Origin of the sequence: Shouchella clausii, from assembly GCF_002250115.1 — a bacterium.
GTDB classification, from domain to species: Bacteria; Bacillota; Bacilli; order Bacillales; family Bacillaceae_D; genus Shouchella; species Shouchella clausii.
Genome location: NZ_CP019985.1, coordinates 2204986 through 2231176 on the forward strand (window position 1 = coordinate 2204986; position 26191 = coordinate 2231176).

Annotated in this window: 24 protein-coding genes; 20 read left to right on the forward strand and 4 right to left on the reverse strand. The window is 45.6% G+C overall.

The window, feature by feature from the left end:
- Positions 1-67 precede the first annotated feature (67 nt).
- From BC8716_RS10495 to BC8716_RS10525, 7 genes are read left to right on the forward strand one after another with little or no spacing between them, the layout of a single operon-like run.
- Complete coding sequence (locus BC8716_RS10495; RefSeq protein ID WP_094425484.1) at positions 68-1267, forward strand: ROK family transcriptional regulator; 1200 nt, start codon at positions 68-70, stop codon at positions 1265-1267.
- Between the two features lie 24 nt (positions 1268-1291).
- A complete protein-coding gene (locus BC8716_RS10500; RefSeq protein ID WP_094425486.1) occupies positions 1292-2548 on the forward strand; it encodes an ABC transporter substrate-binding protein in 1257 nt (418 codons plus the stop codon).
- Between the two features lie 12 nt (positions 2549-2560).
- Positions 2561-3505, forward strand: a complete 945-nt coding sequence (locus BC8716_RS10505; RefSeq protein ID WP_176471711.1) for a carbohydrate ABC transporter permease — start codon at positions 2561-2563, stop codon at positions 3503-3505.
- Between the two features lie 36 nt (positions 3506-3541).
- A complete protein-coding gene (locus BC8716_RS10510; RefSeq protein WP_094429230.1) occupies positions 3542-4339 on the forward strand; it encodes a carbohydrate ABC transporter permease in 798 nt (265 codons plus the stop codon).
- Between the two features lie 44 nt (positions 4340-4383).
- Complete coding sequence (locus BC8716_RS10515) at positions 4384-5400, forward strand: Gfo/Idh/MocA family protein (RefSeq protein WP_094425488.1); 1017 nt, start codon at positions 4384-4386, stop codon at positions 5398-5400.
- Positions 5401-5421: 21 nt separating this feature from the next.
- On the forward strand, positions 5422-6426 hold the full coding sequence (locus BC8716_RS10520) for a Gfo/Idh/MocA family protein (RefSeq protein WP_094425490.1): 1005 nt from the start codon (positions 5422-5424) through the stop codon (positions 6424-6426).
- Positions 6401-7249, forward strand: coding sequence for a sugar phosphate isomerase/epimerase family protein (locus BC8716_RS10525; RefSeq protein ID WP_322500134.1), 849 nt, complete (start codon positions 6401-6403; stop codon positions 7247-7249). Before BC8716_RS10520 ends, BC8716_RS10525 begins: the two co-directional genes overlap by 26 nt.
- A 140-nt stretch (positions 7250-7389) precedes the next feature.
- Here BC8716_RS10525 and BC8716_RS10530 read toward each other — a convergent pair whose 3' ends face one another.
- On the reverse strand, positions 7390-8301 hold the full coding sequence (locus BC8716_RS10530) for an alpha/beta fold hydrolase (protein ID WP_094425494.1): 912 nt from the start codon (positions 8299-8301) through the stop codon (positions 7390-7392).
- Positions 8302-8456: 155 nt separating this feature from the next.
- Here BC8716_RS10530 and BC8716_RS10535 point away from each other — a divergent pair, with 155 nt between their 5' ends.
- A complete protein-coding gene (locus tag BC8716_RS10535) occupies positions 8457-9299 on the forward strand; it encodes a LysR family transcriptional regulator (protein WP_094425496.1) in 843 nt (280 codons plus the stop codon).
- 293 nt (positions 9300-9592) lie between these two features.
- Here BC8716_RS10535 and BC8716_RS10540 read toward each other — a convergent pair whose 3' ends face one another.
- Positions 9593-10369 (reverse strand): 3-hydroxybutyrate dehydrogenase, encoded by a 777-nt coding sequence (locus BC8716_RS10540; protein ID WP_157730527.1) that lies wholly within the window; start codon positions 10367-10369, stop codon positions 9593-9595.
- Between the two features lie 355 nt (positions 10370-10724).
- Between BC8716_RS10540 and BC8716_RS10545 the strand changes: the two genes are divergently transcribed.
- Entirely contained in the window at positions 10725-11960 is a 1236-nt protein-coding gene (locus tag BC8716_RS10545; protein ID WP_094425500.1) for an MDR family MFS transporter, read from the forward strand.
- A 71-nt stretch (positions 11961-12031) separates the two neighbouring features.
- Here BC8716_RS10545 and BC8716_RS10550 read toward each other — a convergent pair whose 3' ends face one another.
- The gene (locus tag BC8716_RS10550) at positions 12032-13498 is read right to left on the reverse strand and encodes an MDR family MFS transporter (RefSeq protein ID WP_094425502.1); all 1467 of its coding nucleotides are present in this window, start codon (positions 13496-13498) and stop codon (positions 12032-12034) included.
- Between the two features lie 171 nt (positions 13499-13669).
- On the opposite strand from BC8716_RS10550, the gene BC8716_RS10555 reads away from it, so the two are divergent.
- Entirely contained in the window at positions 13670-14293 is a 624-nt protein-coding gene (locus BC8716_RS10555) for a TetR/AcrR family transcriptional regulator (protein ID WP_094425504.1), read from the forward strand.
- A 38-nt stretch (positions 14294-14331) separates the two neighbouring features.
- On the opposite strand, the gene BC8716_RS10560 is transcribed toward BC8716_RS10555, so the two are convergent.
- Positions 14332-15117 carry a class I SAM-dependent methyltransferase gene (locus tag BC8716_RS10560; protein WP_094425506.1) on the reverse strand — a complete coding sequence of 262 codons (786 nt, stop codon included), beginning with the start codon at positions 15115-15117 and terminating at the stop codon, positions 14332-14334.
- A gap of 130 nt (positions 15118-15247) precedes the next feature.
- Between BC8716_RS10560 and BC8716_RS10565 the strand changes: the two genes are divergently transcribed.
- The 10 genes from BC8716_RS10565 to srtB all read left to right on the forward strand — a co-directional run bounded on the left by BC8716_RS10565 (position 15248) and on the right by srtB (position 25762).
- The gene (locus BC8716_RS10565; RefSeq protein WP_094425508.1) at positions 15248-16381 is read left to right on the forward strand and encodes a zinc-dependent alcohol dehydrogenase; all 1134 of its coding nucleotides are present in this window, start codon (positions 15248-15250) and stop codon (positions 16379-16381) included.
- Between the two features lie 231 nt (positions 16382-16612).
- The gene (locus BC8716_RS10570; protein WP_094425510.1) at positions 16613-17563 is read left to right on the forward strand and encodes an ABC transporter substrate-binding protein; all 951 of its coding nucleotides are present in this window, start codon (positions 16613-16615) and stop codon (positions 17561-17563) included.
- Positions 17560-18567 (forward strand): FecCD family ABC transporter permease, encoded by a 1008-nt coding sequence (locus BC8716_RS10575; RefSeq protein ID WP_094425512.1) that lies wholly within the window; start codon positions 17560-17562, stop codon positions 18565-18567. Before BC8716_RS10570 ends, BC8716_RS10575 begins: the two co-directional genes overlap by 4 nt.
- An 80-nt stretch (positions 18568-18647) precedes the next feature.
- Positions 18648-18971, forward strand: a complete 324-nt coding sequence (gene isdG / locus BC8716_RS10580) for a heme oxygenase (protein ID WP_094425514.1) — start codon at positions 18648-18650, stop codon at positions 18969-18971.
- Positions 18972-19018: 47 nt separating this feature from the next.
- Positions 19019-19711, forward strand: a complete 693-nt coding sequence (isdC, locus tag BC8716_RS10585; RefSeq protein WP_094425515.1) for a heme uptake protein IsdC — start codon at positions 19019-19021, stop codon at positions 19709-19711.
- A gap of 16 nt (positions 19712-19727) precedes the next feature.
- Positions 19728-22274, forward strand: a complete 2547-nt coding sequence (locus tag BC8716_RS10590) for an NEAT domain-containing protein (protein ID WP_094425517.1) — start codon at positions 19728-19730, stop codon at positions 22272-22274.
- A gap of 54 nt (positions 22275-22328) precedes the next feature.
- Complete coding sequence (gene isdE, locus BC8716_RS10595; protein WP_094425519.1) at positions 22329-23237, forward strand: heme ABC transporter substrate-binding protein IsdE; 909 nt, start codon at positions 22329-22331, stop codon at positions 23235-23237.
- Positions 23238-24221 (forward strand): FecCD family ABC transporter permease, encoded by a 984-nt coding sequence (locus BC8716_RS10600; protein ID WP_094425521.1) that lies wholly within the window; start codon positions 23238-23240, stop codon positions 24219-24221. It abuts the gene before it with no gap.
- Entirely contained in the window at positions 24208-24978 is a 771-nt protein-coding gene (locus BC8716_RS10605; protein WP_094425522.1) for an ABC transporter ATP-binding protein, read from the forward strand. The genes BC8716_RS10600 and BC8716_RS10605 overlap by 14 nt, the downstream gene beginning before the upstream one ends.
- Positions 24935-25762 (forward strand): class B sortase, encoded by an 828-nt coding sequence (gene srtB / locus BC8716_RS10610; protein WP_406550711.1) that lies wholly within the window; start codon positions 24935-24937, stop codon positions 25760-25762. The genes BC8716_RS10605 and srtB overlap by 44 nt, the downstream gene beginning before the upstream one ends.
- The last annotated feature ends 429 nt before the right edge of the window (positions 25763-26191 follow it).

Here is a 26191-nt window from a genome sequence, read left to right on the forward strand (position 1 = left end):
GGTCTTAAAAACCGAAACTTTTTAAAGTTAAAACGAAAAGTGAGGTGGCGAAAAGATTAAACCTCCGGTGCAATTGCATGAAGTCAATCGAATTAATGCGTTAAACCTTATCCGCCTACGCGGGCCCCTTTCCAAGAACATGATTGCCAAACAAATACAAGTCAGCCCAACGACGGCAGCAACGATTTTAAACAAGCTTATTGACGAAGGGTATGTGCAAGAAGAAGGGGTCGGCCATTCAACAGGAGGAAGAAAGCCGGTACTGTACCGCTTTAATCCAGACAAATCGTTTATAATCGCCCTATCACTGGCAAACTCATCCGTTCGCATCGCTGCTTTAAATTTAGAAGGGCATGTCCGCTCAGAACAATATGGACAAGTCGATTCGCTCCGTGGCGAAACTTATATCGATTTTGTTATGAAAACGCTAACTGAATTTATTGGCCGGCTGGAAAAGCTGGACGAATGTTTGGGCATTTCGATTGTTGTCCCAGGAATTGTCCAAGCCGAACGAGGCATCGTATCTTATAATGCAAAACTCGACTTGTATGACGTCCATTTAAAACAAACAGTGGAAGCGGCATTTGGCTTGCGAACGTATGTAGACAATGACATGAATGCGATGATGATGGCAGAAAAGCAGTTTGGCACAGCGAGATATAAAGAAATGTTGTTTATTTCGGTAGGCGAGGGGGTTGGTTCAGGGTTGATCGTAAACGGCAGCATTTACCGCGGCTTCAGCGGCAGTGCTGGCGAAATTGGTCACATGTCGGTTTTGCCCGGTGGTCCTGCTTGCCCTTGTGGCAACCAAGGCTGTCTTGAAAACTATGTGAATTGGCCGGCTATTTATTCACGAATCCTCTCTGCCTGGCTCACACAAGGCGTAAAAACGGCCATCATTGAGAGCGCCGCTCGGCGGCCAGAAGCAATCAAACCAGCGGACTTCGTTGCAGCCGCTTGCGCAGGCGACCCGTTTGCGCTAACGGTTGTCGAGGAAATGGCAGAGTCTCTGTCGGTAGCCATCACCAATAGTTTGCACTTATTGAATCCACAAGCGGTTGTGTTGACTGGGCCTCATGTGCAAAACAACCTGCCTTTGTTTGAACGCCTTAATGAAAAAATCAACAGCCGGGCATTGAATCCGATTGCGCGCCACACTGAAGTAAAACCGGCCTCTCTGGAAACAAATAAAGACATTCTTGGCGCGTTAGCAGTCTTGTTGCAATACGAAATGCAAGTTGGCAAGTATGAGTTGTTTTTAACCTGAGGCAAATGATTAAGGAGGCAAAGCATGAAAAAAGCGATCGCTTTAGTAATGCTAGTCGCAGCACTTTCGGTGGCAGGGTGTCAGAGCGAACGGGCAAGTCCACGGCAGCAGACGCTTGATATTGCGTTATGGGATGAAAAGGCGAAGCCGGCTGTTGATGAAGCAATTGCCGCTTTTGAAAACAAGCATCCAGATGTCCGTGTCAATGTGACTTATAGTCCTTATTCTCAATATTGGACAACTCTTAGGACGAGCATAGGAGGAGGGGCAGGGCCAGATCTATTCTGGATGAATGCCGTCAACTTCCACCAGTATGCAGAGCCTGGCTTGCTTCAAAGCCTCGAGAAATTTATTGCCGAGGACGAAACGTTTCAAAAACAGCACTACTTTGAGAGCATGATTAAACTTTACAGTTATGAGGACGACCTATTTGGCGCGCCATACTTTGTTGACGCTGTTGGCTTGTTTTACAACAAAGCGCTTTTTGATGAAGCGGGCATCCCCTATCCAGACGAGACTTGGGATTGGGAAGACATCGAGCGGGTTGGCGCACAGCTGACAGATGCTGATAAAGGAGTTTATGGATACGCAGCGCCGATTGTTAGCAACCAGCGAGGCTATTACAATTACATCCACCAAGCGGGCGGGGAAATTGTTAGTGAAGACCAGGCGCATTCTGGTTTTGGCACTGCTGCCGCAAAAGAAGCGTTTGCCTTTATAGAACGGCTAGTCGACCAAGGCATTTCGCCAGATATTAAGTCGCAAATTGAAAATGACCTCGATCAAATGTTTATGTCTGATAAAGTAGCTATGTATCCAACACTCTCGGTTAGCGCTGTCTTGTTTCATGAGGAAATGGGCCACAAAGTCGACGTCGCGCCATTGCCGAAAGGGAAAGAAGATGCTGTGATTCTCCACGGAATTAGTTGGACAATGAATAAAAAAACGGAGCACCCTGAACTTGCTTGGGAACTAATCAAGGAGTTAACAGGCGAAGCGGGCAATGAAACGATTGCCAAAAGCGGCTTTTCCACACCTGCTGCGCGCTCTGCAGGCGATCTCTGGCTTGAATCGATCCCAGATATGGATTTGCACGTTTTTATCGCTGCGCAAGAAACAGGAGTGGCGTATCCGGTTTCAAAAAACACAATGGAGTGGCAGCGGATGGAGCAAACAGAAATCCAAGGCGCTTTCCTTTCAGGGGAACCCCTTGACGATGCACTTGACCGAGTTGCAACAGAAATGGAGCGAATTTTGCGGCAAGGACAAGAGTCTGAATAGGAGGGAGATGTCATGATAAGCGAAGCGGGAAAACCTCCGGGTATGCGAGCAACACCTAAAGCAGGTAAACGAAAAAGCAAAGCGGCAAAAGAGGCTCTATGGGCACTTTTGTTTATCAGCCCAACATTCATCGGCCTGTTTGCCTTTTATCTCGGCCCGGCGATTGCTTCATTTGCCCTTTCCTTTACACATTGGGATGGGCTGACGCCTCCTACTTTCGCTGGTTGGGAGAATTTCAGCGCGCTGCTCTCGAGCCCGGTGTTTATCCGGTCGCTCGTTAATACACTTCTATTTATGCTTGTCGCTGTGCCCGCTTCTGTGGCGCTTGCCACATGTATAGCTGTGCTGCTAAACCAAAAAATCAAAGGCATGGTTGTCTACCGCGCCCTTTATTTTTTGCCTGTCGTAACAATGCCGATCGCCGTCGGAATGGTTTGGAAATGGCTTTATAATACGGAGTACGGTTTGGTGAACTATGTTCTCGGCTTTCTCGGCTTGCCTCAACCTGAATGGCTATTTGACCCGAATATCGCTTTGCTTAGTGTGATCGCCGTATATGTCTGGATGACAGTCGGCAATAATATCATTTTAATCGTGGCGGGGCTCCAGCATGTTGATCCTACTTACTATGAGGCAGCAGCGATAGACGGGGCGTCCAAACGCAGTCAATTTTTTCGTATCACGTTGCCTTTGCTGACGCCGACGCTGTTTTTTGTCGTCATTACAGCCATGATTAGTTCGTTGCAAGTATTTGATTTGATCTTTGTAATGATCGGCGACACGACTGCGCTAGTCGGCCCGCTTCGCACGATGGTGTATGGCGTTTATGAATCTGGGTTTATGTTTTCACAAATGGGCTATGCATCAGCACAAGCGTTCCTGTTGTTCCTTCTTATTTTGGCAATGACAATCATACAGTTTGCCGGGCAAAAAAAGTGGGTTCATTACGACGGATAATCAAGGAGAGGAGCGGTGGTCATCGTGAGAAAAGGAATGGTTCATCTTCTTCTAATTGCCGGGGCCATTATAATGGTCACCCCGTTTTTGTGGATGGTGACTACCTCATTGAAGACGTATTTAGAATCGATGCAAATTCCGCCAACAATTTGGCCGGAAACGTGGCGTTTTGATAATTTTGCCCGTGTGTTTGAGAGTGCCGATTTCTTGCGTTATTATGCCAACACGATAGTTGTCACAGTGTTACGCACAGGTGCACAGCTTTTCCTTTGTTCAATGGCAGCTTATGCGTTTGCCCGCTTGAATTTTCCGTTTAAAAACACGCTTTTTCTTTTAATGTTGTCTGTTCTGATGGTGCCGATGCAAGTGATTTTGATTCCAAACTATGCGCTATTAGCGCAATTAGGCTGGATTGATACATTTTATGCCCTCATTGTGCCAGGCATGTTTAGCGCGTTTGGTGTTTTCCTGTTGCGGCAGTTTTTTATGGGCATCCCGAAGGAGCTTGATGAAGCGGCGATCATGGATGGCTGTACGCACTGGGGCATCTATTGGCGGATTATTTTGCCCAATGCCAAACCAGCACTCGTGGCACTGGCCATTTTTACAGTGCTTGCAGCTTGGAATGATTTTCTGTGGCCGCTTGTAATGACCAATTCTGCGGATATGCGGGTCTTATCGGTAGGGATCGCCAATTTTGAAGGGCAGTATTCAACCGAGTATCCGCTCTTGATGGCCGCAGCGCTCATGTCGACTGTACCGATGCTGCTCATGTTTTTATTTTTACAAAAACATTTAATTGCAGGAATTGCACTAGGGGGAGTACGAAGATAGTAGAGCAAGCCCGTAAAAATTGATTGGACAAAGGGGATGGGAAGATGGTTCGTGTAGTAGTTGTCGGACTTGGAACGATGGGGGCTGTCCACGCGCGCAGTTTTGCGAAAATGGAAAATGCAGACCTTATCGGCGTTGTCGATATAAACGAAAGCCGAGCAGATTCGTTTGCGAAAGAACTGGATACAGTAGGGTTTTATTCGTTTGCTGATGCGAAACAAGCGCTCGGGGAACGCATCGATGTAGTATCAATTTGCTTGCCGACAGACTTGCATCCTTCCTCTGTGAAAGAGGCGGCCAATATAGGCGCAGATGTTATTTGTGAGAAACCGCTTGCGCGCACGACTAAAGCGGCAGAAGAGATCGTCCGTTATTGCAAGAAAAAGGGAGCCAGATTGTTCGTCGGCCATGTAGTCCGCTTTTTCCCAGAATACCGAAAGGCAAAAGAAGTGGTTGAGGCCGGGCGAATTGGCGATGTTGGCGTCGTCCGGACGACAAGGGGCGGCTCTTTCCCAAAAGCAAGCGAAAATTGGTATGCGGACTATGATCGCAGCGGTGGTGTTGTCCTTGATTTGTTGGTCCATGATTTTGATTTTTTGCGGTGGACATTCGGCGAAGTAGAACGAATATATGCAAAAAATATCGGCGGTGTCGCTGGCATCAATGAGCAAGCGAAAGAGTATGCGCTCGTATCGATTCGTTTTAAAAGCGGCGTGATAGCCCATTTGGAAGGTTCATGGGCCCATAAGCAATTTAGAACGTCGTTTGAATTTGCCGGGCGCGATGGAATTTTAGCTTATGACAGCCAAAGCGCACAACCGCTGATCGCAGAAAAAAGCGACGCAGGAAAAGCGGGGGGCGTCGCTGTGCCAGAAAGCCCACTCAAACAGTCGCCTTATGAACAAGAACTCCGTCATTTTATTGCATGCATTGAAAAAAACGAACAACCGCTTGTTACCGCAGAGGATGCGTACCGAGCCGTTGAAATCGCGGAAGCCGCTTTACAATCGATTAAACAGGATAAGCCAATCACGTTACCTTTGCAAACGGTGCTGTCATAACGAGAAAGAGGAGGAGATGAAGTGAGAGTAGGAATAATCAGCTTTGCACACGGTCATGCCTATTCATATGCGTCGAGTTTACGGAATATAGAAGATGTCGAGTTGGTAGGGGTCGCTGATGACGACCAAGAAAGGGGCAAACAAGCTGCGAAAACATATGAAACGGCCTATTACCCTACCTACCAAGCGTTGCTTGCCGAAAAACTTGATGCAGTCGTTGTGACAAGCGAGAACAGCCGCCATAAAGAACATGCAGTGGCAGCGGCAAGAGCGAAAGCCGCTGTATTATGCGAAAAGCCTCTTGCCTCTACAACAGAAGATGCCCAAGAAATTATTGATGTTTGCAATGAAGAAGGCGTGCTCTTGCAAACCGCTTTTCCAGTAAGGTTCAATGAAGCCATAGCCCGTGCCAAACAGCGCATTGATGCGGGTGAATTTGGGGATATAGTTGCGATTAAAGGGACAAACCGTGGAAAAAATCCAGGCGGATGGTTCAATGACCAGGAGTTAGCAGGCGGAGGCGCGGTGATCGACCATACTGTCCATGTTGTTGATATTATGCGGTGGGTGCTGGATGATGAGGTGGCACAAGTATATGCAGAAGTAGACCAATTGTTTTCCGGCAACGGCGTTGATGATGCTGGATTGCTGACATTCACCTTTCACAATGGCGTGTTCGCCACTCTTGACTGTAGTTGGTCGAGAAACGACCATTTCCCAATTTGGGGAGACGTGACCATTGAGTTTATTGGCACGAAAGGGACATTAAAAGTGGATGCCCAAGGGCAAAAGTTTGATGTATTCCATGGCAGCGGGCTCAGCTACACGTATTGGGGAGATGACATGGACGACGGGCTTATCCGCGACTTTCTTGCTAGCGTCAAAATAAACAGGGCCCCGTCCATTAGTGGAACTGACGGTTTGCGTGCGCTTGAAGTAGCGTTAGGCGCCTATGAGGCGGCTGCTACAAAAGAAGTCGTTGTCCTCCAAGGAAAGGAGAATGAAGGCCGTGAAAAAAGGGATTAACCAATGGTGTTATCCACCAGAGACAACGCTCGATGATGTCTTAAAATGGACAAAAGCGGCGGGGTTTGAGGCGATTGAGCTTAATGTCAGCCAACCAGGGGGGATCGGCTTGACGATGGAGACGAGCCCTGCAGAAGCAAAGCAAATCAAACAAGCGATTGCGGCTCATGGACTAGAAACGGACAGCCTTTCCACTGCCTTGCTCTGGGAATTTCCTTTGTCGTCAGCGGACCGCGCTATCCAAGAGGAAGGCAAGCGCATTGTCCGCAAAATGTTGGAGTTGGCCTCTGCAATCGAGGCAAGTACGATCCTTGTCGTTCCAGGTGTTGTAACAAAGGAAACGCCTTATGATGTTTGCTATCAGAACAGCATTTCTGCTTTAAGATCGTTGTTGCCGTATGCTGAGGAACTAGGCGTCGCCATTGGAATTGAAAACGTTTGGAACCGCTTTTTGTTGTCGCCCCTTGAGATGAAGACATATATTGATTCACTGCAATCAGAGTACGTTGGCGCTTATTTTGACGTAGGCAATGTACTGCCATTCGGTTATCCTGAGCAGTGGATCCGCATTTTAGGGAAGCGGATTTTAAAAGTTCATGTCAAAGATTTCAAAGAAACGATTGGGAACATAAATGGATTTACAAACCTGCTTGCCGGTGATGTCGATTTTAAAAGCGTGATCGCCGAACTTAAGGCAATTGGCTATAACGGGGAAGTAACTGCTGAACTGACTCCCTACAAAGAGCATCCTTTTGCGCTTGCGTACGATACGGCGCGGCAACTCGATGTGTTGCTCGGACGCCATTCTCTCGTCAGCCTGTAGACAAACGCTCGTATTGAAGACGTTCGACAACCTTAAACATGGAGCGCGCTAGGCGCGCTCCATGTTGCAGCCTGTAGACAAGTTTTTCTATCCGTCTAGGTGAGGCAATAGCTTTTATTTTTTCTCATGGAATATGCTTGCTATGCTTGATAAAGGTCTTCTAAAAACGGCGCAAGCTCTTGCATCATAGCGGCTGGCTGCTCTTCAGGAACATAATGACCACAACCAGCAAGCTCTTTCCCTGTAGCCATCGTCGCTACTTCTTTCCATATATCAAGCACAGGCTGACCAGCCAAATTTCCGTTTTCTCCCCAAAGCAGCAAACAAGGTTGATTGATTTTTTTATTCATTTCTTTTTCTACACGATAGTTCGGTAAATCAAGCTTGTGCGCCGCACGATAATCGTTCAGAGCTGCTTGAAAACCACCTGGTTGCTTCCAAATACGTACGTATTCATCCCAAACACCGTCAGCCTTTAATTGCTCCAGTAAATATGGAGTTCGTCTAAACAAAGTCCCAAGATAAACCTCTTCCCGACCAGCAATGAGCGCTTCAGGCAACTCTGCGACTACTTGAAAAACCCAATGCCAATATTTTTTAGCCGCTTCTGATGCAGAAAGGTTGTCATAGACATATTCCAAGGGAAGAATATCGATGAGGCAAAGGCCTGCTACATAGTCAGGGTAATCTAAGGCAAATCTTCTGGCTACTCTAGCCCCACGGTCATGCCCAATCAAAGCCACTTTTTCTAATCGTAAATGGGTCACAAGGTCATTGATATCTTTGGCCATGTTCGCTTTCGTATAGCCTTCTATTCCTTCTGGTTTATCCGAATCCCCATATCCTCTCAAATCGATAGCGAGTACACGATAACGCTTTACTAAATCGGGAATAACGAACCGCCATAAGACCCAACTTTGTGGGAAGCCATGCAATAAGACAACCGTATTAGAATGCTGCTCCCCTCCTTCAACATAGTGGAGTTGAATGCCATTCACGTGAGCATAGCGATGCTTCAGTTGGCATAACTGAAAATTATTCCAAGCATCCATTTGTCTAGCGCCTCCTTTTGCTATCTTTATAGCAATACAATTGCATTGTAAGCCCTTTCCTTTATAATTTAAAATGATTAAATTTAAAGGTATCGATCATTTTCAGTGATATGGAATAGGCGAACAACGATGTTAAAACAAAGGAGACGGTAAAGGTGGATATTAAAGACCTGCTTATATTTAAAACATTGGCTCAGCAAAAAAATATTACGAAGACTGCGGAGCAGCTTAACTATGTCCAATCAAATGTAACAGCAAGAATAAAAAAGCTTGAGGAAACATTAGGGACTAAGCTGTTTTATCGTCATCCACGCGGAGTAAGTTTAACTAGTAAAGGGCGGATTTTGTTGAAAAAAGCAGAACAAATCTTATTGCTCATCAACGAAACCGAGAAAATGATCCAAGATGATGACGAACCAAATGGGTCACTATCGTTAGGAACAAACGAAACAACAGCAGCGACACGGCTGCCGCAGTTATTAGTGACATACAATAAGCAATACCCTAAAGTTGAACTATCGTTACGCGTTGCCTTAACACATGAACTCATTGCCGATGTACTTGATTACAAACTCGACGGGGCCTTTGTGCTTGGCCCCATACATGATCAGCAGCTTCAGGCGATTCCAGTCTTTCAAGAAGAACTTGTCATTGTATCAAAATCAACAGCGTTGACTGAATGGCGTACACGAAACGTCTTAACACGGCCATGTTGTCCTTATAAGGGGAAACTCGATCAATGGCTGGAAACACAAGGCTATCGCCCTGATCATATTATCGAATTTGGCACGCTTGAGTCGATCATTCATTGTGTTCAAGCAGGCCTAGGAATTGCTATTATCCCAAAGTCATTAGTATTGAAACAGCTTGCGGAAAAGGATATAACGATACATTCCTTACCTGAACCTAATCAAATGATTGATCTTTTCTTTATTTATCGAAAGGATACGTATCTTGACAAAGCTTATCTCGCATTTCTGGAATTCTTGCAAACCTAAAAGGTGACATCCTTCATCCCAATTTTTTTGGTCTGTCACCATCTAAGGATGTCGATCTTCCTGAATCAAAAATAAGACATGGAGCACAACAATGGCTTCATGTTAGAAAATAAGGGCACAAACAGTTCTGTGGATAAGATACCGCTGTTTGTTTATAAATATAGATAAATAGTGGACAAACGTGGTGTATTTGTGTATATGTTGATGATTGATGTGGATAACCTTTACGATTTGTGGACAATGCTGTGGAAAAGAACATGGCGTCAATTGTACTACAGGATGTGGCTACACTTTTATTGTACGGTGTAGCCGCCGTCGACAACGAGTGTTTGCCCTGTAATGCCTTTTGCCTCAGCAGAAGAGAGGTACATCGCCAAACTAGCGACTTCTTCCACAGTAATCAAGCGTTTTTGTGGAACAAGTGGATAAATAACATCATCTAGCACTTTTTCTATCGGCACTTGGCGGGACTTCGCCAAAGCTTCCATTTGATTGCGGACAAGGGGGGTGTCGATATATCCTGGGGCAATACAGTTAACGGTTATTCCGTCTTCAGCCGTTTCAAGGGCAGCGACTTTCGATAGGCCGATAATGCCGTGTTTCGCGCTGTTATAAGCCGCCTTACCAGAAAAGCCAATTAAGCCGTTAATGGAAGACATGTTGATAATCCGGCCAAACTGTTGCTTCCTCATAATGGGCATGACGTGTTTCATCGCCATAAATGGGCCAACAAGCATAATGTCAACGAGGAGCTTGTATGTCTCTGTTGGAAAGTCTTCAATTGGTGATACATGTTGCATGCCCGCGTTGTTAATGAGCACATCAATTCGCCCAAAACAAGCAACTGTTTTTTGAACCATCGCTTTTACTTCGTTCTCATTCGTAACATCTGTTTGTATGCCTTCTATAACGTAGCCTTTTTCCGTCAGCGCCAATGTCGCTTTGTGCAAGCTATCAGCATGCACATCGGCAACCATAACGCTCGCTCCCTCAGCGGCAAAACGTTGAGCTAAATGGTAGCCGATTCCGCTAGCTGCTCCAGTAATCAGTACAACTGTTCCTTTCATTATAAAACCTCCAATAGGCGCTGAAATTCACTATCCTCCAGCAAAATACAGTCGGAAGATTAAAAACACAATAGAGGACGGATAGCCTAAAGACAGTCAACCGTGTTTGTCTAGTACACTGGCCAACAGACTGAAAGAAGTAAGTCTTCGTTTACAGGCATAAAAAAAACACTTCATTTTTATCAAAGTGCCAAAAAACATATGTTCGTTAGTTGCAGCAGCTAAAGAGAAAAATCGCTTCCTTTATTTTCTTATTATTAGTATAAAATATTTCTGAATATAAGTCTATATTTTTATTCTCCTACTTTATAAAATAAAAAGCACCTGGCCGGGAATACAGTGAAAAGAGGATCGTTGCGTGTATTGGAAACGCCTTGATCGGAATCTGAAAGTGCGTTTAGTGGGTGAAGGGCTGTTTAACATTTGTTATTGGATGTATTTTCCGTTTATTGCTCTCTATTTTAGCATGACTTTGGGCAGTGAAGTTGCTGGAGCATTTATGATGCTTCCGCCTCTTGTCAGCATGGTCGGAAATTTGGCAAGTGGAAATCTAGCCGACCATTTCGGACGGCGTCCTATCCTAATAGGAGGGGCGGCTATACAAACAGTGATGTTTGTCTTCTTTGCTTGTTCCTTTTCCCCTTGGGTTGATTATGCTGCATTTATCGGTATTGCACTTGGAAGTGCTCTTTACCGTGCGCCAAGTCTGGCGATGGTGGCTGATGTCGTTCCTGAAGAGGAGAGGCGCGACGTATTTGCGCTATTTGCAACAACGAACAATATTGGTGCTGTCCTCGGTCCAGTAATCGGTGCTTTTCTCTTTTTTCAATTTCGCCAAATATTGCTATGGACGACCGCAAGTATATTGCTGATTTATCTATTGTGCCTGATTTTGTTTGTCAACGAAACAAAACCAACAAGCACAAAAGAAAAACAAGTTTCAATTATAGCTGGGGTAAAGCATGCTTGCGTTGCATACAGTCATATTTTAGGCGATCGAGTGTTTGCCCGTTTTGTTATTGCCGGCGTTTTCTCGGTGATGACAATCATGCAACTAGACTTGTATTTGGCCTATTACATTGTGACGGAAATACCAGGCCAGCGTTTCGAATTTTTCGAGTTAGGCAGTCTGCTGCTGACAGGCGAGACCATTCTAGGTTGGATGCTTGCCTTAAACGGCCTGCTATTTGTCATGCTCGTTTTTCCGCTTGCCAATTGGACAAAAAGGTGGAAAGAACGAGATCTGTTTGTCTTCTCCTGCTTGCTTTCAGGTATCGGCATGTTTGCACTCGGTTTCGTATCGACGGTTTGGTCATTGTTATTATTGACCATTGTCTTTACAGTCGGTGAACTATTGCGGGCGCCGATTTCTGATAGTTTTGTAAGTCGTTATGCGCCTATGGAATCAAGAGCGATGTACATTAGCGCTTCGAATTTACAATATACAGTTGGACGAATGCTAGCCCCACTTACGATCCTATTTGCTACATGGGTAGCTCCACTAGGGATATTTGCTTTCATGCTCGTTTGTTCACTGGCAAGCGCGGCGTTGTATATCAACTTGTTTCGAGTTATTCCCCGAAACAAAGCATGAATGCAGTGGTTGAGTGATCTGCAAAGTAAAATAAAAAAATGTGCACCCTTTTCGCAAAGGGGTGCACATTTTTATTCGGCTTGTGTTTGTTTGCTGCGCTTGATGAAAAATGAAAGAACGACTGCTGCACAAGCAAAAAAGAAACCAGTGGAGAAGCTTTGTTGGGAACCGTATATGAGCGCCTCGACCGTTTGTTCAGCAGTCGGCTCGCTAATGCCTAAATTAGCCAAATAACGTTGTTGGCCGTTTTCCATGACAGAAATAAACAAAGCGGCGCCGATTGCGCCAGCGACTTGCATAAGCGTGTTCATAATCGCTGTTCCGTGAGGGTAAAGTCTTGCCGGCAGTTGGTTGAGCCCGTTTGTATTGGTAGGCATCATAATCATGGCGACAGCAACCATTAGAGTCGCCAGTTGGACAATGACGAGCCAAACTGGCACACCTGGCGTTGTATAGCGGTAGCTAAACACAATCGCAGCAAGGATAATGGTGCCTGGAATTAACAGCGGCCGGGGACCAAATTTGTCAAACAGCCGTCCCATCACCGGAGAAAGGGCACCATTGAGAAGCCCGCCTGGGAGCATAATGAGCCCGGCTGTAACAGCCGTAAATAACAATGCCCCTTGCATATAAATCGGCATAATGAGCATCATCGCAAACATTGTCATCATGACGAGCATCACGACAATAAGGCCAATTAGAAACATCGGGTAGCGAAAAACACGAATGTCTAACAGCGGCGTTTCCAATTTCAGTTGGCGCCAGCCAAAAATGCAGAGGCTCGCAAAACCAATTAACAGAGTTGAATAGACGAGGGGGTCTGTAAAAGAGGCGTCCCCTTTGCCTGCCGCACTAAAGCCAAAGACAATTCCGCCAAAACCGAGTGTCGAAAGGATAAACGAAACGACATCAAGTTTCGGCCGTGATGTCTCTCCGATATTCCGTAAAACTTTTACGCCAAATAGCAACGACAATAAAGAGATGGGCGTAATAAAATAAAAAAGCCAGCGCCATGACAGGCTATCGACAATGATACCGGACACAGTTGGTCCAATTGCCGGGGCAAACATAATGACGAGTCCGACCATCCCCATGGCAGCGCCTCGGCGCTCGATTGGAATAACGGCTAAAATGACGTTCGTGAGCAGGGGAATCATGAGCGCTGTCCCGACTGCCTGCGTCAACCGGCCTACAAGCAACATAGCAAATACTGGACTAAATCCAGCTATTAATGTGCCGAGTGTAAACAGCGACATCGCTGTAATAAACAATTGCCGCGTCGTAAAACGTTGCATGAAATACGCAGAGATGGGGATTAATGTGCCTATTACTAACATATAGCCTGTAACAAGCCATTGGGCTGTACTGGAAGCCACACCAAAATCACTCATAATCGCGTTTAAGGCAACATTTAAAATGGTTTCGCTTAAAATAGCGACAAATGCCCCAGATAATAATACAGCAAGTAAAGGCAGCACTTTGACTTGTACGGTTTCCGTCGCCGCTGCTGCCGATGGTTCTTGTGAAACGTGAGCCATTTTGGAGATTCTCCTTCCTTATAAAACATACGGAACGCGTGCGTTCAGCTAAGTTATCTTACCACCTCTAATTACGAAACGCAATAGAATCGTATTTGCTCGCAAAATTAGGAAATGGTATGATGAAATGTAAAGGGTTGTTAGGAGATTTGAGGAAAGGCGGAAGCGTTCATGGAGCAAAACGGGGAGCAACAACAAAAAGAGGAAGGGAAGCGCGGTCGTCCCCTTGACCTTTCGTTGAATAAAGCAATCTTAGAAGCTACACTCGACTTGCTGGCGCAGCATGGATTTGACGCCCTCACCATTGAAGCAATCGCCCAACGGGCTAAAGTAGGAAAAGCGACGATTTACAGGCGTTGGTGTTCAAAAGTGGAGATTGTCATTGACGCTGCTTCGTTCATGAGCCCGTATGAGACATTGTTAGAACAATTGGACAAAAACAAAGGGCTGCGGGAGCAGTTAGTTGATTTGCTCTCGACCACGTTCCAAAATGAGCATGAAACTCATCAACAGGCTATGGCGCAAATTGGCTCAGCGCTTGCCAATCATAGTGATCTAGAGCAAGGGTTGCATACCCATTTTAATAGCCTTCATCGCTCTGCGGTGGAAGCGGTTATTTCTCCATTTCTAAAGGAAGGCCACCAGCTTGCAACAAAAGACTTGGACTTGCTTTCCGATGTCGGCCCTGCTTTAATGATGTACCGGGCTTGGATTATCCGCAAACCGTTTGACCGTTCCTATATAGAGCGGATTGTGGACCGGCTCATGATGCCCTTGCTTGAGGAATGGATGTAAGTAAACAATCCCCTGGATCGCCAGCGGATTGTTTTTTGCTATTTTATAGGTATTTTGTAGCCAACCACCACAAGCCGTTTGTAATCGGCGATCCATTGTCCTTCTTCTATCAGAACTGGTTGAAGGGCGATTTCTGTTTTGGCGATAATCGCTTGTTTGTCCTGTTCATCGATTCCGTTAAAGAAAGGATTTGCAAACATTTCAAGCCAATTGCGGAAGCCGTCTGCTCCTTCTAATGGGGTTGGCCGTTCATAAAGCTGAGCAAATGAAACAGAAAATCCTGTTTTCTCCATTAACGAAGCATATTCCCCAATGGAAGGGAAATACCAAGGAAATTGTTTGAGCGAATACGGATAGCCTGCTTCTTTAATTTGAGTAATCAATTCCGTTGTGATCGTTTCAACGTTCCCTTTGCCTCCGAATTCGGCGACAAAACGCCCTCCTGGTTTTAGGGCCCTCGATATGCTTTTTAACGCGGCTTCCGCGTCTAATACCCAATGCAAGACCGCATTAGAAAAAACGGCATTAAATCTTTCAGTAAACGGCAGGTTGGTGGCATCGGCCACGTCAAATAAAAGGTGTGGATATTTTGAACGGGCCTTAGCAACCATATTGGACGATTGGTCGACACCTGTGACGTCCGCTCCAAGGTTGGCCAACTCATTTGCTAAATCGCCGGTCCCTGACCCGAGGTCAAGGATGGCTTCCTTTTTCCTTGGCTGCAATAATTCGAGAAGGTGGTTTCCGAATTTTGAGACAAATGCATGGCGATCATCGTACAAAGTGGAGTTCCAGTAGTCATTAAATTGGAATCGTTTGTTCATATCAGCATTCTCCTTTCCTTGATTTTAACGAAAAAGCAAGACAGGAAAAAGCATTGTTTTAAAGATGGAGTGTGAAGGATGAATAGCATCAATAAGCTTTGACAAACTATCCTGTAAAGGAGGCGTATTGATGAAAGCTGTCACGTACCAGGGAATGAATCACGTAGAAGTATCGACTATAAAAGCACCGGAAATCCAAGATCCAGAAGACGTTATTGTCCGCATTACGTCAACAGCGATTTGCGGTTCGGATTTGCACTTGTACCAAGGCAATATGTATACGCCAAAAGGGTTTGTTATCGGGCACGAACCAATGGGCATCGTTGAAGAAACAGGGCAAGAGGTAACAAAAGTCAAAAAGGGAGACCGAGTGGTGATCCCATTTACAGTAGCATGCGGACATTGTCCCTATTGCCAAGCACACCAAGAAAGCCAGTGCGACCGTTCAAATCCTCATTATGATTCCGGAGGTTTATTTGGCTACGCGGAAAAATTCGGCGATTATCCAGGCGGACAAGCAGAATATTTGCGTGTTCCTTTTGGCAATTACACGCCATTTCGCTTGCCAGACGATTGCGAATTAGAGGACGAGCAAGTGCTGTTTTTATCTGATGTTCTGCCAACTGCTTATTGGAGCGTCGTCCATGCAGGTGTAAAGAAGGGCGATACAGTCATTGTGCTTGGCTGCGGCCCAGTCGGCTTGATGACGCAAGCATTTGCCTGGCAACAAGGGGCAGAACGGGTCATTGCTGTCGATTATTTTGATTATCGGCTCGAAAAAGCAAGGCAAATGAATCACACGGAAACATTTGATTTTACAAAAGACAAAGACACAGGCGAAACATTAAAAGAATTGACAAAAGGCGGGGCAGACGTCGTCATTGATTGTGTTGGCATGGACGGAAAGAAGTCTCCATTAGAAATGGTGGAACAAAAATTGAAATTACAAGGCGGGACATTAGGACCGATCCAAATCGCTACTAAGGCTGTCAAGAAATGCGGCACTGTCCAATTGACTGGCGTGTACGGTGGCAATTATAATCTCTTTCCTTTAGGCGCTTTCTTTAGCCGCAATGTCACTTTAAAAATGGGACAGGCGCCTGCACGCGCCTATATGGAGACACTGTATGAACAAATCCGCCAAGGCTCGATTAATCCAACAAGCATTATCACCCATAAACTTGCTCTAAGTGATGCGCCAAAAGGGTACGATCTATTTAACAATAAGGAAGATGGCTGCATCAAAGTGGTTTTGAAGCCGTAACCAATCAATCAGTCAGAATGGTGCTACGATAACCGCTAGGATGGCATAGGCATCCTAGCGGTTGTTTTTTGTCCAAAACACTTGTTATCAGCAAGCAACAATATTTAACAAAAAGAACAAGAAACTTGAAAAACAATGAAACTATCGATTGACATTGATATTGATTCTCATTATCATAATAATTGAATGATAAATGATACTGATTCTCATTATCTTTAAGGTGTGAATAAAATGAATAAAAAAGCATGTGCTTTTGCGGTTTTTCTATTGCTTGCAGGTTGCCAAGGGGCCAGTTTAGAAACAGAGAACAAAGAGCCTAGTAAGGAAGGGGCTTATTCAGTCACCGATTTCGCAGAGCGAACGGTTTCGTTTGAACACCCCCCTGAGCGAATCGCTGTATTAGGAAATGGTGAGCTGGATATTGTTTATGCCTTAGGGAAGGAGGTTGTTGGAAGGCCGACGAGCGCAGAACCTACTGTTGTAGCGGAAGCAGAAGAGGCCGCGCAAGTAGGGTCGTCCCATGAAATTGACATGGAACGTTTAACGTTTGCCGATCCTGATTTAGTACTTGGTAGTTTCCCAATGAATGAGAAGGATGTCCCGGCTATTGAAGGAATGGGCGCCAATGTTCTCCTTACTAGCGCCAATTCTGTCAGCGAAATTGAACAACAAATCGAGTTGATCGGTCAAGCATTGCAAGAGCAGGAAGAAGCAGAGAAATGGATTGCGACAATTAAAGAAAAAAAGCAAGAGCTCTCTGCCAACCCTTTACATAAAAAAGAAAAAGTACTGCTTGTTTATGGAGCGCCTGGTTCAAATTTAGCAGCGCTTCCAAATTCGCTAGCCGGTGACATTCTCGACATTGCAGGCGGAGAAAACGTAGCGTCGTCTTTTGAACAGTTAGATGATTTTCCACAATATGCGGCGCTTTCACCAGAACGAATTATGGAAGCAAATCCAGATCGGATCTTATTTATGGCCCATGGTGATCCTACCAACGTCCAGGATGGTTTTATCAAGGAAATGGAGCAACATGCTGGCTGGTCGCAGTTGCCAGCTGTTAAGGAAGGGAAGATTGAGATTTTGCCTGCTGATTTATTTGGCACCAATCCTGGCACAAACATAACGGAAGCGCTTAATTATATGCGTGCGTTACTAGAAGAAGACGGTGCAGAACAGTGAGCGAGCTAGTGCTTGCTAAACGGGCTAGAAGAAGAAAAGGACTTTTGATTTCTTTGCCATTGGCTTTGCTCGTTTCGATGGCCGGTGGGCTTATGCTAGGAGCTGTGCCATTTTCGTTAGGAGACATTGGCGCCGTTTTAACAGGAGAGGGCACAGAAACAAGTAGAGCGGTGATTGCGAATATTAGGTTGCCGCGCATCATAGTCGCTGCGCTTGCAGGGGCATGCTTAGCGGCCTCTGGCGCGATATTGCAAGGTTTAATGAAAAATCCATTGGCGGATCCGAGCATCATTGGCGTGACAGCTGGAGGAGGGCTTGCTGCAAGCATCGCCATGGTCGCGTTGCCACAGCTAGGGTATTTGCTTCCTGGCTTTGCTTTTATCGGTGCGCTTTTAGCAACGGGAACGATTTATATACTTGCCTGGGAAAAAGGCACTTCTCCTTTGAAGCTTATTTTAGCTGGAATTGCAGTGAATGCCTTTTTTGGAGCAATTCAAAGCGGAATTTTTATTTTATTTAGTGATAGGGTCCAGTCGATTCTCCCTTGGTTAGCAGGAGGATTTCAAGGAAGAGGCTGGTTTCATGTTGAATTTGTCCTGCCTTATGCATTAACAGGGCTATTGTTATCGATTTTTGCAATTAGACCAATCAATTTGTTGCTGTTAGGTGATGATACGGCACGATTGCTTGGCGCGCCGGTCGAACGGTTTCGCTTGTGGCTTATTTTGCTTGCCGCTTTTTTAGCAGGAGCGGCAGTGAGCGTTGCTGGTTTGCTCAGCTTTGTCGGCCTTGTCGTTCCCCACATGGTCCGTCTTTTTATCGGCAGTGATTACCGCTATTTGCTGCCATTTTCGATTATTGGCGGAGCAGCCCTTGTTGTTTTAACAGACACTGTGGCCAGAACAGTGTTTGATCCAATCGAGCTTCCAGTCGGCATTTTGCTCGCTTGCCTCGGAGCGCCATTTTTCTTGGTTTTGCTTAAGTACAACAAAATAACGCATTAGCGCGCGTCGTTTAGTAAAGGAGGTGAGCAAACGTGTAAGCAGAACGGCAGCGACAATGTGAAAAAAGAGGAGGAAATAAAATGGTGATTGTGGCAAACAAGACGTTGATTCGTAAAGGGGAAGGCCATAAACTCGTTAAGCGTTTTGACAAGATTGGCAAAATTGAAATGCAAAAAGGGTTTCTTGGCCTCGAAGTCCTTGTAAATGCAAAGGAAAAAGATGTTGATGAAGTAACAATTAGCACACGTTGGGAAACGAAAGCCGATTTTCATGCGTGGACGAAAAGTGAAGCATTCCGTGAAGCACACTCCGGTCGAAACGCTCGCCCAGACTATATCTTAGGCAATGAAATCGAATTTTACAATGTTGAAGTAGTTCGCATGCCGATTGCACAAGCGCAATAGTAAAGGTGTCTTTCACCAACCAGTACAAACACTAAGGGAGGAGAACAATGGGTATTCGACTAAGAAAAATGGTCTTTCTGCTGAGTATGGTAGCGGTGTTCGTGCTCGGAGCTAAATCTAGCTACGCCAATGCTGAGCTAGCAGACGGGACCTATACGATTGATTATACGGTCATGCATGCAACCGATCCGTCGGCTTCGATTGCAAATGACTACTGGGAAAAGCCAGCAAAGTTGCATGTTAAAAATGGAGAGATAACAGCAGAAATGAAACTAAACCATAGTTCATGGATTGTTGAATTCCAAACGCCGACAAACGGCGGTTTTGCAGATGTAGCTGTCGTATCGGAAGATGAAGGAGCTGATACAAGAGTTGTGCAATTTCCACTTGAGGGGATTGACGACATGACCGAAGCAAAAATTCATGTGATCGTCCCTGATATTGACTATGACCATCATTACACGATTCGCTTTGATTTTAATGAAAGTAGTTTAACTGCTTTAGAAACGGCTGCATCAAACGAAGAAGATGAAAACGAAGAAGACAAAAAAGACGATGAGCCGCTGGGAACGGCCCTATCGTCTGAAGACGAAGGCAAACGCGCACACACAGACACAAGCAAACCAACGGAGGAGGACAATCCGCAAACAAGCGATGCCACACCTATTGCTTTGCTTAGCAGCCTTGCCATCGTCAGTGCTATTGTACTCCTTCGCAAACGTCTAAGACAAGTTTCGTGAAGGAGGAGATGTAAACATGAATGTGCGAAACCGTTTGATTAATGGATTTCTTTCTCTTTTGCTTGTATTCGCTACCGTGCTGCCGACATTTGCAAACACAGCTTCGGCAGCCAGCGAGCCGCTGCAAAATGGCACCTATGAAATCCCTTTTAAAGTGCTAAAAAATGGAACTGATGAAACGTCGGTCATGGATGGTTATACAAAAAAGCCAGCCACGCTTTATGTAAAAGATGGCAGCTACGAAATTGATATGACGCTTACGAATAGCAATTGGTATCAAGACTTTAAGGTCGAAGGCGCACAGCCAGAAACGATTTCCGAGGATACGGGCAAAAATGAACGGGTCGTCCGTTTTCCCGTTTCCCAATTAGATGAAAAACTTGATGCCTATGTCCACATCATTGTTACTGGCATCCCTGGATTCGAATACGACAATAAATATGATGTACAAATTGCTTTTGACGTAAATGGAATCTCCCTAATTGAATTAGACGAGCCTCCAACTGTCGAAGAACCAGGCACTGAAGAACCAGGAACCGAAGAGCCAGGCACTGAAGAACCAGGCACCGAAGAGCCAGGTACCGAAGAACCAGGAACCGAGGAACCAGGCACCGAAGAACCAAGCACTGAAGAACCGGGAACCGAAGAACCAGGCACCGAAGAACCAAGCACTGAAGAACCGGGAACCGAGGAACCAGTCGTACTGGAAGATGGCGAGTATACGATTCCATTCGCAGCTAAGCATGCAACAGAAGATCGCGATTCGACGATGAGCCGTTATTTAGTAAATCCAGCTCAGTTGAGCGTGAAAGACGGTGTTCAAACGGTTGCCTTAACAGTGAAAGACAGCCATCAAATTACAGCGCTCCAACTTGAAGAGAATGGCACGTTTTACGATGGCGAGGTTGTCAACGAAGACGTAGAGGCCAATACCCGTACGTATGCATATACGGTAACAGATTTGGACAAGCCAGCAAATGCAAACGTGTCGATGCGCGTTTCAATGCCAAATGGAGACGTATATGAAAATACACAAAGTTTTCGTCTGTTGTTTGATGTTGAAGGAATCGAAGCCCTGCCTGCACCTGAAGAACCAGGCGCTGAAGAACCGGGAACCGAGGAACCAGGAACTGAGGAGCCAGGAACTGAAGAGCCAGGAGCAGAGGAGCCAGGAACTGAAGAACCAGGCATCGAGGAACCAGGAACTGAAGAACCAGGCATCGAGGAACCAGGAACTGAAGAGCCAGGAACTGAAGAGCCAGGAACTGAAGAACCGGGAACTGAAGAACCGGGAACTGAGGAACCAGGCACCGAAGAGCCTGGAACAGGCAACCCTGGAACAGCGCCTAGCGATGAAATAGACGATCTCGCCAATGGACGTTATGAAATTGACTTTACCTTTTTGAAAGATGGCACAGAGGACGTCTCGGTTATGGATGGCTACACGGAAAAACCGGCGACTTTGTACGTGAAGGATGGCGAGTTTACTGTTGATTTAACGTTGCTTCACAGTAGTTGGTATGAGGATCTTAAGATTGCAGGGGAACGGCCTGAGGTTGTTTTAACCGATGAAGAGGCTGATAAACGCGTTGTCCGCTTCCCTGTTAATAACATCGCCGAAAAAACGAACGCTTGGGTGCACATTGTTGTCAAAGGCATTCCAGGATTTGAGTATGACAATGAGTACAACACACAACTGGCCTTTGACGTCAATTCGATTAAGTTGATAGAGAAGGATCCCGATCCTCAATTACCGGAAAACCCAGATCCTGGAGAGGGGCAAAATGGAAATAACGGTGGAAATACTGGCAATCATGGAGGAAACAATCACAACGGCGGAAACGGCAGAAATCCTGGCGGCAATGGCGGAAATGGAGGAAACAATGGAAACGAACCGCCTGTCGACGTTAACACGCTAGAAGATGGTCGTTACGAAGTGGATTTCGCTGTTTACAAAGACGGCACTGAAGATATTTCAGTGATGGATGGTTATACGGAGAAGCCGGCGACCGTTTATGTAAAAGACGGCGAGTATACCGTTGATCTTACCTTAACACATAGCGACTGGTATAACGATTTAAAGATTGAAGGCGAACGCCCTGAAGTGATTTCTGAAGATGAATCAGCTAGGAAACGCGTAGTTCGTTTTGAAACAGGTTCATTAGAAACACGCGTCAACGCATGGGTGCATGTCATTGTTCCTGATATTGGTTATGACAACAAATACGATGTGCAAATTGCGTTTGATACAGCCAGCCTTAAACTGATTGAAAAAGGGGAAACACCCCCTCCAGCCACAGAGCCAACAAAAAAAGGCAATAGCGGCAACGATAACAATACTGGCAATGTTGGTCAAAACGGCAAAGGGCCGAATGGGGAAAACCTTGATTATAAACGGGGCCAATTAAAAGATGAGAATGGGCTAAAGCAATCAAGCGGTGAACATGTTGCCAATGCCAAAACGGGCGATATGGCGATGATTGGTTTGTATGCGGCATTGCTCGTCGCATCAAGTATCTATTTTATTTGGAAACGCCGCAACAAGCGGTTTTCAGCCAATTAATGAAAAGCCCTGGCCGCTTGTTTGCCAGGGCTTTTAAAAAGGAGCTTGTTTGCAATGAAACTGAGAACAACCGTTGGTATAGCGGCAGCAACCGTGATGCTTGCATCGTGTCAGCCAGCGAGTGAAGGGGCTACTGGAAAAAAAGCGGAGGAGGGAGTCGAATCATTAGACGGGCAGGCAGCGCGGATCGTGGCGACGACTGTCTCTGCAACAGAATTAGCCGATGCCCTTAACTTGGAGCTTGTCGGCATTCCGACTAGCTACAAGGAGCTGCCGGAACGTTATGAAAATGTCACGGAAATTGGCAATCCAATGAGCCCAGATATGGAACAAATTCGCAGTTTGGACCCTGATGTCGTTTGGAGTGTGACAACGCTAGAGGCTGACTTGGAAGAGCCGTTTGCTCAAGCTGCTATTGACGCTAAGTTTTTGAACTTTCAAAGCGTGGAAGCGATGAGTGAAGAAATTTTGGAAATGGGTGAGACTTATCAACGGGAAGAACAAGCCAATCGTCTCGTCGCTCGTTTTAATGAACGGATTAGTGAGCTGCAAAAACAGACAAAGGAAGCCGATTCGCCGTCCGTATTGATTTTAATGGGAGTGCCAGGAAGTTATTTGGTCGCGACTGAGCATTCTTACATTGGCGACCTTGTCCGTCTTGCAGGCGGGGAAAATATTGTTCAAGGAGAAGAGGAGGCTGAGTATTTAGCGTCCAATACGGAATATTTGCAACAGGCCAATCCAGATGTGATTTTGCGAGCTGCCCATGGGATGCCAGAGGAAGTCGTTGAAATGTTTGATGAGGAATTTAAAACCAATGACATTTGGAAACATTTTAACGCTGTCAAAAATGGGCGCGTTTATGATTTAGAAGAACTGTTGTTTGGGACGACTGGCAATATCGCTGTAGTTGAAGCGTTAGATGAACTAGAAGCGATGCTCTATCCAGAGGCGGGCGATTAAATGAAAAAGACGGTTGTGTTTATTAGTCTTGCTGGATTGCTACTAGGCTTGTTGTACTGGTCGGTGATGAGCGGCAGCATTCGTGTGCCCTTTTCACAGCTTGTGCACGGGGTTATTAGCAAAGCAGATGAAGAAGTCAATGTCATTTATGATCTCCGCTTTCCGCGTATCATTATCGCCAGTTTTGCCGGTGCTGCTTTAGCGGTTGCTGGCGCGTTGTTGCAAGCTGTCATGCGCAACCCGATTGCCGACCCGAGTATTATCGGCATTTCGTCAGGAGCTAATTTTACGGCGTTATTAGCGGTTACGATCTTCCCGCAACTGTTTTATTATATGCCACTGTTTGCCTTTCTTGGCGGCATGATCGCCTGTGGCCTCGTTTACTCATTATCTTGGAAAGACGGTTTACATCCTTTAAAGCTCGTATTGATTGGCGTGGCTATCCACGCAACGTTTAGCGGTCTTGCCGAAGCATTTAATTACAGAGGCAGCTATTCGGTTACAAGCATATCAGCAGCCACGACGTCGACATTGTCGATGAAAACATGGGCAGACGCCAACGTTATGCTGTTTTATGGCGGGGTGGCGATTGTGCTCTCCCTTTGCCTGTATTCGATATGCAATTTATTAGTTTTAAATGATCGCACAGCAAGCAGCCTCGGCATGCGTGTCATTCCTGCAAGGCTTCTTGTTTCGTTTGCAGCGGTGGTGCTTGCGTCGACGGCGACGGCGATTGCTGGTGTGATTGCCTTTTTAGGGCTGCTTGTGCCCCATATCGGTCGGCAGTTAGTTGGGTCCGATTATAAAATGCTGTTGCCATTTTGCGCATTGGCTGGCGCAAGTCTTTTGCTCGCAGCTGACACGATTGGGCGCCTTCTCCTTGCACCGAATGAGATTCCTGCATCGATTCTCATGTCGATCATTGGCGGCCCATTCCTGATTTTCTTGTTGAGAAAGAGGGAGCAAATGAATGGACATTCGTAATTTATCGTTTTCTTATCGTTATCATGAAAAGACAATCAAACACATTAATGCCGCGATCCGCCCAGGGGCTATTACTACAATCATTGGCCCGAATGGCTCTGGAAAGTCGACATTGCTCTCCTTGCTAGCAAATCGCCTGACTCCTATAAAAGGCGAAGTCGTAGTAGACGGCAAGACGCTTTCTTCTTACCGGGCGAAAGAATTGGCTCGACATTTGGCGGTTGTGTACCAGCAAAATGAAGCACCGGCTGACATTACAGTCAAAAAATTAGTCGCGTATGGGCGCTTTCCTTATCGGAAACGATTTTCCAACTGGAAAGAAGAGGACGAGCTTGCGGTAAATGAAGCGCTTGAAGCGACTAAATTAGAAAACAAGGCCCATTTGCCGTTGTTGTCTCTTTCTGGAGGCGAGCAACAGCGCGCTTGGATTGCGTTAGCGCTTGCACAAAAAACAAACATCCTGCTTTTAGACGAACCGACTACGTACCTTGATTTGTACCATCAGTTAGAAGTATTGGAACTTGTGCGCTCACTAAATCGGTTAAAAAAGACAACAATTGTGATGGTGCTCCATGATTTAAACCAAGCCATCCAATACAGCGATGAGCTCATCGTTATGCAGGCAGGAAGCATTATCAAAGCTGGCTTGCCAAGAGAAGTGGTGACGGAAGAAATGGTGGAAAATATCTATGGTGTTCGTGCAGTTTTGCGCGATGACGCGGAAGCAGGCCTCGTCTTGTTGCCAGTTGGTATTTAGAAAGGGGGGGAGAGCATTGAAACAAGCAATTAGCAAAAGCATATCTCTCCTGTTCGCAGGCGTATTTGTTTATGCTTGCGCCAACTTGGTCCAAATCGGTTACGATTACTGGAACAACCGAACGGTATTGGCGGAAGCACAACAGCTGTACGTTAGGAGCAATAGCCAAACCGCTAGACAAGGCAAAGAAGGCACTGCCTTACAGGACTTGCAGCAATCGGCTTTTTCAGGTTTGCATGCGATCAATGATGACATAGTCGGCTGGATTTTTATTGGCGGAACCAATATTGATTATCCAGTCTTGCAAGGGCGCGATAATGAATATTACTTAAATCGCAACTATAAAGGCGAGGAAACGAGAGCAGGCAGTATTTTTATGGATTACCGCAACCACATTGGGGGAGAGGAGCGAAACCGTATCTTATACGGGCATCGTATGAAAGACTCGTCTATGTTCAGCGACCTTACTGCCTTTACGGACCAGTCATTTTTTTATAACCAGCCAGACATATTTTATGACACAACAGACGCGCAGTATGACATTGAAGTCTTTTCTGTTTACCAAACGAAAACAGATTTTTACTATATAGAAACCGATTTTCAGTCAGATGATGCGTACGAAGCTTTTTTAACAGACATTCAAGAACGCTCGCTTTTTCAAACTGAAACAGAGGTAACTGTAAACGATCAAATTATTACCCTTTCCACATGCGATTATCGCCTTCACCCAACAGAGGGAAGGCTCGTTGTTCATGGCAAATTGATTGAACGCAGCAGCGGTTGATCGGGGATAAAACTTAGAAATGAATTTGAATAAAGATACGGGCGCTGGCAAAAATTGCTGGCGTTTTTTACGGCAGTACTCCGCGACTAGACATGCTGGATTAAGTTAGATAAACGCTTTAAGACAATAATGAGCAATTGCGACATTTTTACATGGTTTATTAATCGTATCTTAACATATATTCGTTATAATAATAAATTAAGTATAAAATGGAGCGGTCTCATGACTTTGTTTGCCACTAAGCAGAAACTTTTCTTGCATGCAGACAAAACAGCTACATTTCATTAGCCTTTGGTCAATTACTCATGTTTTCTAATGAAATTGAGCCAATTGTAAATACTACCGAGAAAGGTGGCTTGAAAGAAGGCGATGTGATGATGAAAAGGCTAAACGAAGCTGTATTAAATGAACGTCAATCCACGAATCAAT

Bases quoted from the DNA above. Each gene is read 5' to 3' on its own strand.
- BC8716_RS10500 (WP_094425486.1), top strand. From the start codon at position 1,292: ATGAAAAAAGCGATCGCTTTAGTAATGCTAGTCGCAGCACTTTCGGTG.
- BC8716_RS10505 (WP_176471711.1), top strand. From the start codon at position 2,561: ATGATAAGCGAAGCGGGAAAACCTCCGGGTATGCGAGCAACACCTAAA.
- BC8716_RS10510 (WP_094429230.1), top strand. From the start codon at position 3,542: ATGGTTCATCTTCTTCTAATTGCCGGGGCCATTATAATGGTCACCCCG.
- BC8716_RS10515 (WP_094425488.1), top strand. From the start codon at position 4,384: ATGGTTCGTGTAGTAGTTGTCGGACTTGGAACGATGGGGGCTGTCCAC.
- BC8716_RS10525 (WP_322500134.1), top strand. From the start codon at position 6,401: ATGAAGGCCGTGAAAAAAGGGATTAACCAATGGTGTTATCCACCAGAG.
- BC8716_RS10530 (WP_094425494.1), bottom strand. From the start codon at position 8,301: ATGGATGCTTGGAATAATTTTCAGTTATGCCAACTGAAGCATCGCTAT.
- BC8716_RS10550 (WP_094425502.1), bottom strand. From the start codon at position 13,498: ATGGCTCACGTTTCACAAGAACCATCGGCAGCAGCGGCGACGGAAACC.
- BC8716_RS10555 (WP_094425504.1), top strand. From the start codon at position 13,670: ATGGAGCAAAACGGGGAGCAACAACAAAAAGAGGAAGGGAAGCGCGGT.
- BC8716_RS10560 (WP_094425506.1), bottom strand. From the start codon at position 15,117: ATGAACAAACGATTCCAATTTAATGACTACTGGAACTCCACTTTGTAC.
- BC8716_RS10565 (WP_094425508.1), top strand. From the start codon at position 15,248: ATGAAAGCTGTCACGTACCAGGGAATGAATCACGTAGAAGTATCGACT.
- BC8716_RS10570 (WP_094425510.1), top strand. From the start codon at position 16,613: ATGAATAAAAAAGCATGTGCTTTTGCGGTTTTTCTATTGCTTGCAGGT.
- isdG (WP_094425514.1), top strand. From the start codon at position 18,648: ATGGTGATTGTGGCAAACAAGACGTTGATTCGTAAAGGGGAAGGCCAT.
- isdC (WP_094425515.1), top strand. From the start codon at position 19,019: ATGGGTATTCGACTAAGAAAAATGGTCTTTCTGCTGAGTATGGTAGCG.
- BC8716_RS10590 (WP_094425517.1), top strand. From the start codon at position 19,728: ATGAATGTGCGAAACCGTTTGATTAATGGATTTCTTTCTCTTTTGCTT.
- isdE (WP_094425519.1), top strand. From the start codon at position 22,329: ATGAAACTGAGAACAACCGTTGGTATAGCGGCAGCAACCGTGATGCTT.
- BC8716_RS10600 (WP_094425521.1), top strand. From the start codon at position 23,238: ATGAAAAAGACGGTTGTGTTTATTAGTCTTGCTGGATTGCTACTAGGC.
- BC8716_RS10605 (WP_094425522.1), top strand. From the start codon at position 24,208: ATGGACATTCGTAATTTATCGTTTTCTTATCGTTATCATGAAAAGACA.
- srtB (WP_406550711.1), top strand. From the start codon at position 24,935: ATGACGCGGAAGCAGGCCTCGTCTTGTTGCCAGTTGGTATTTAGAAAG.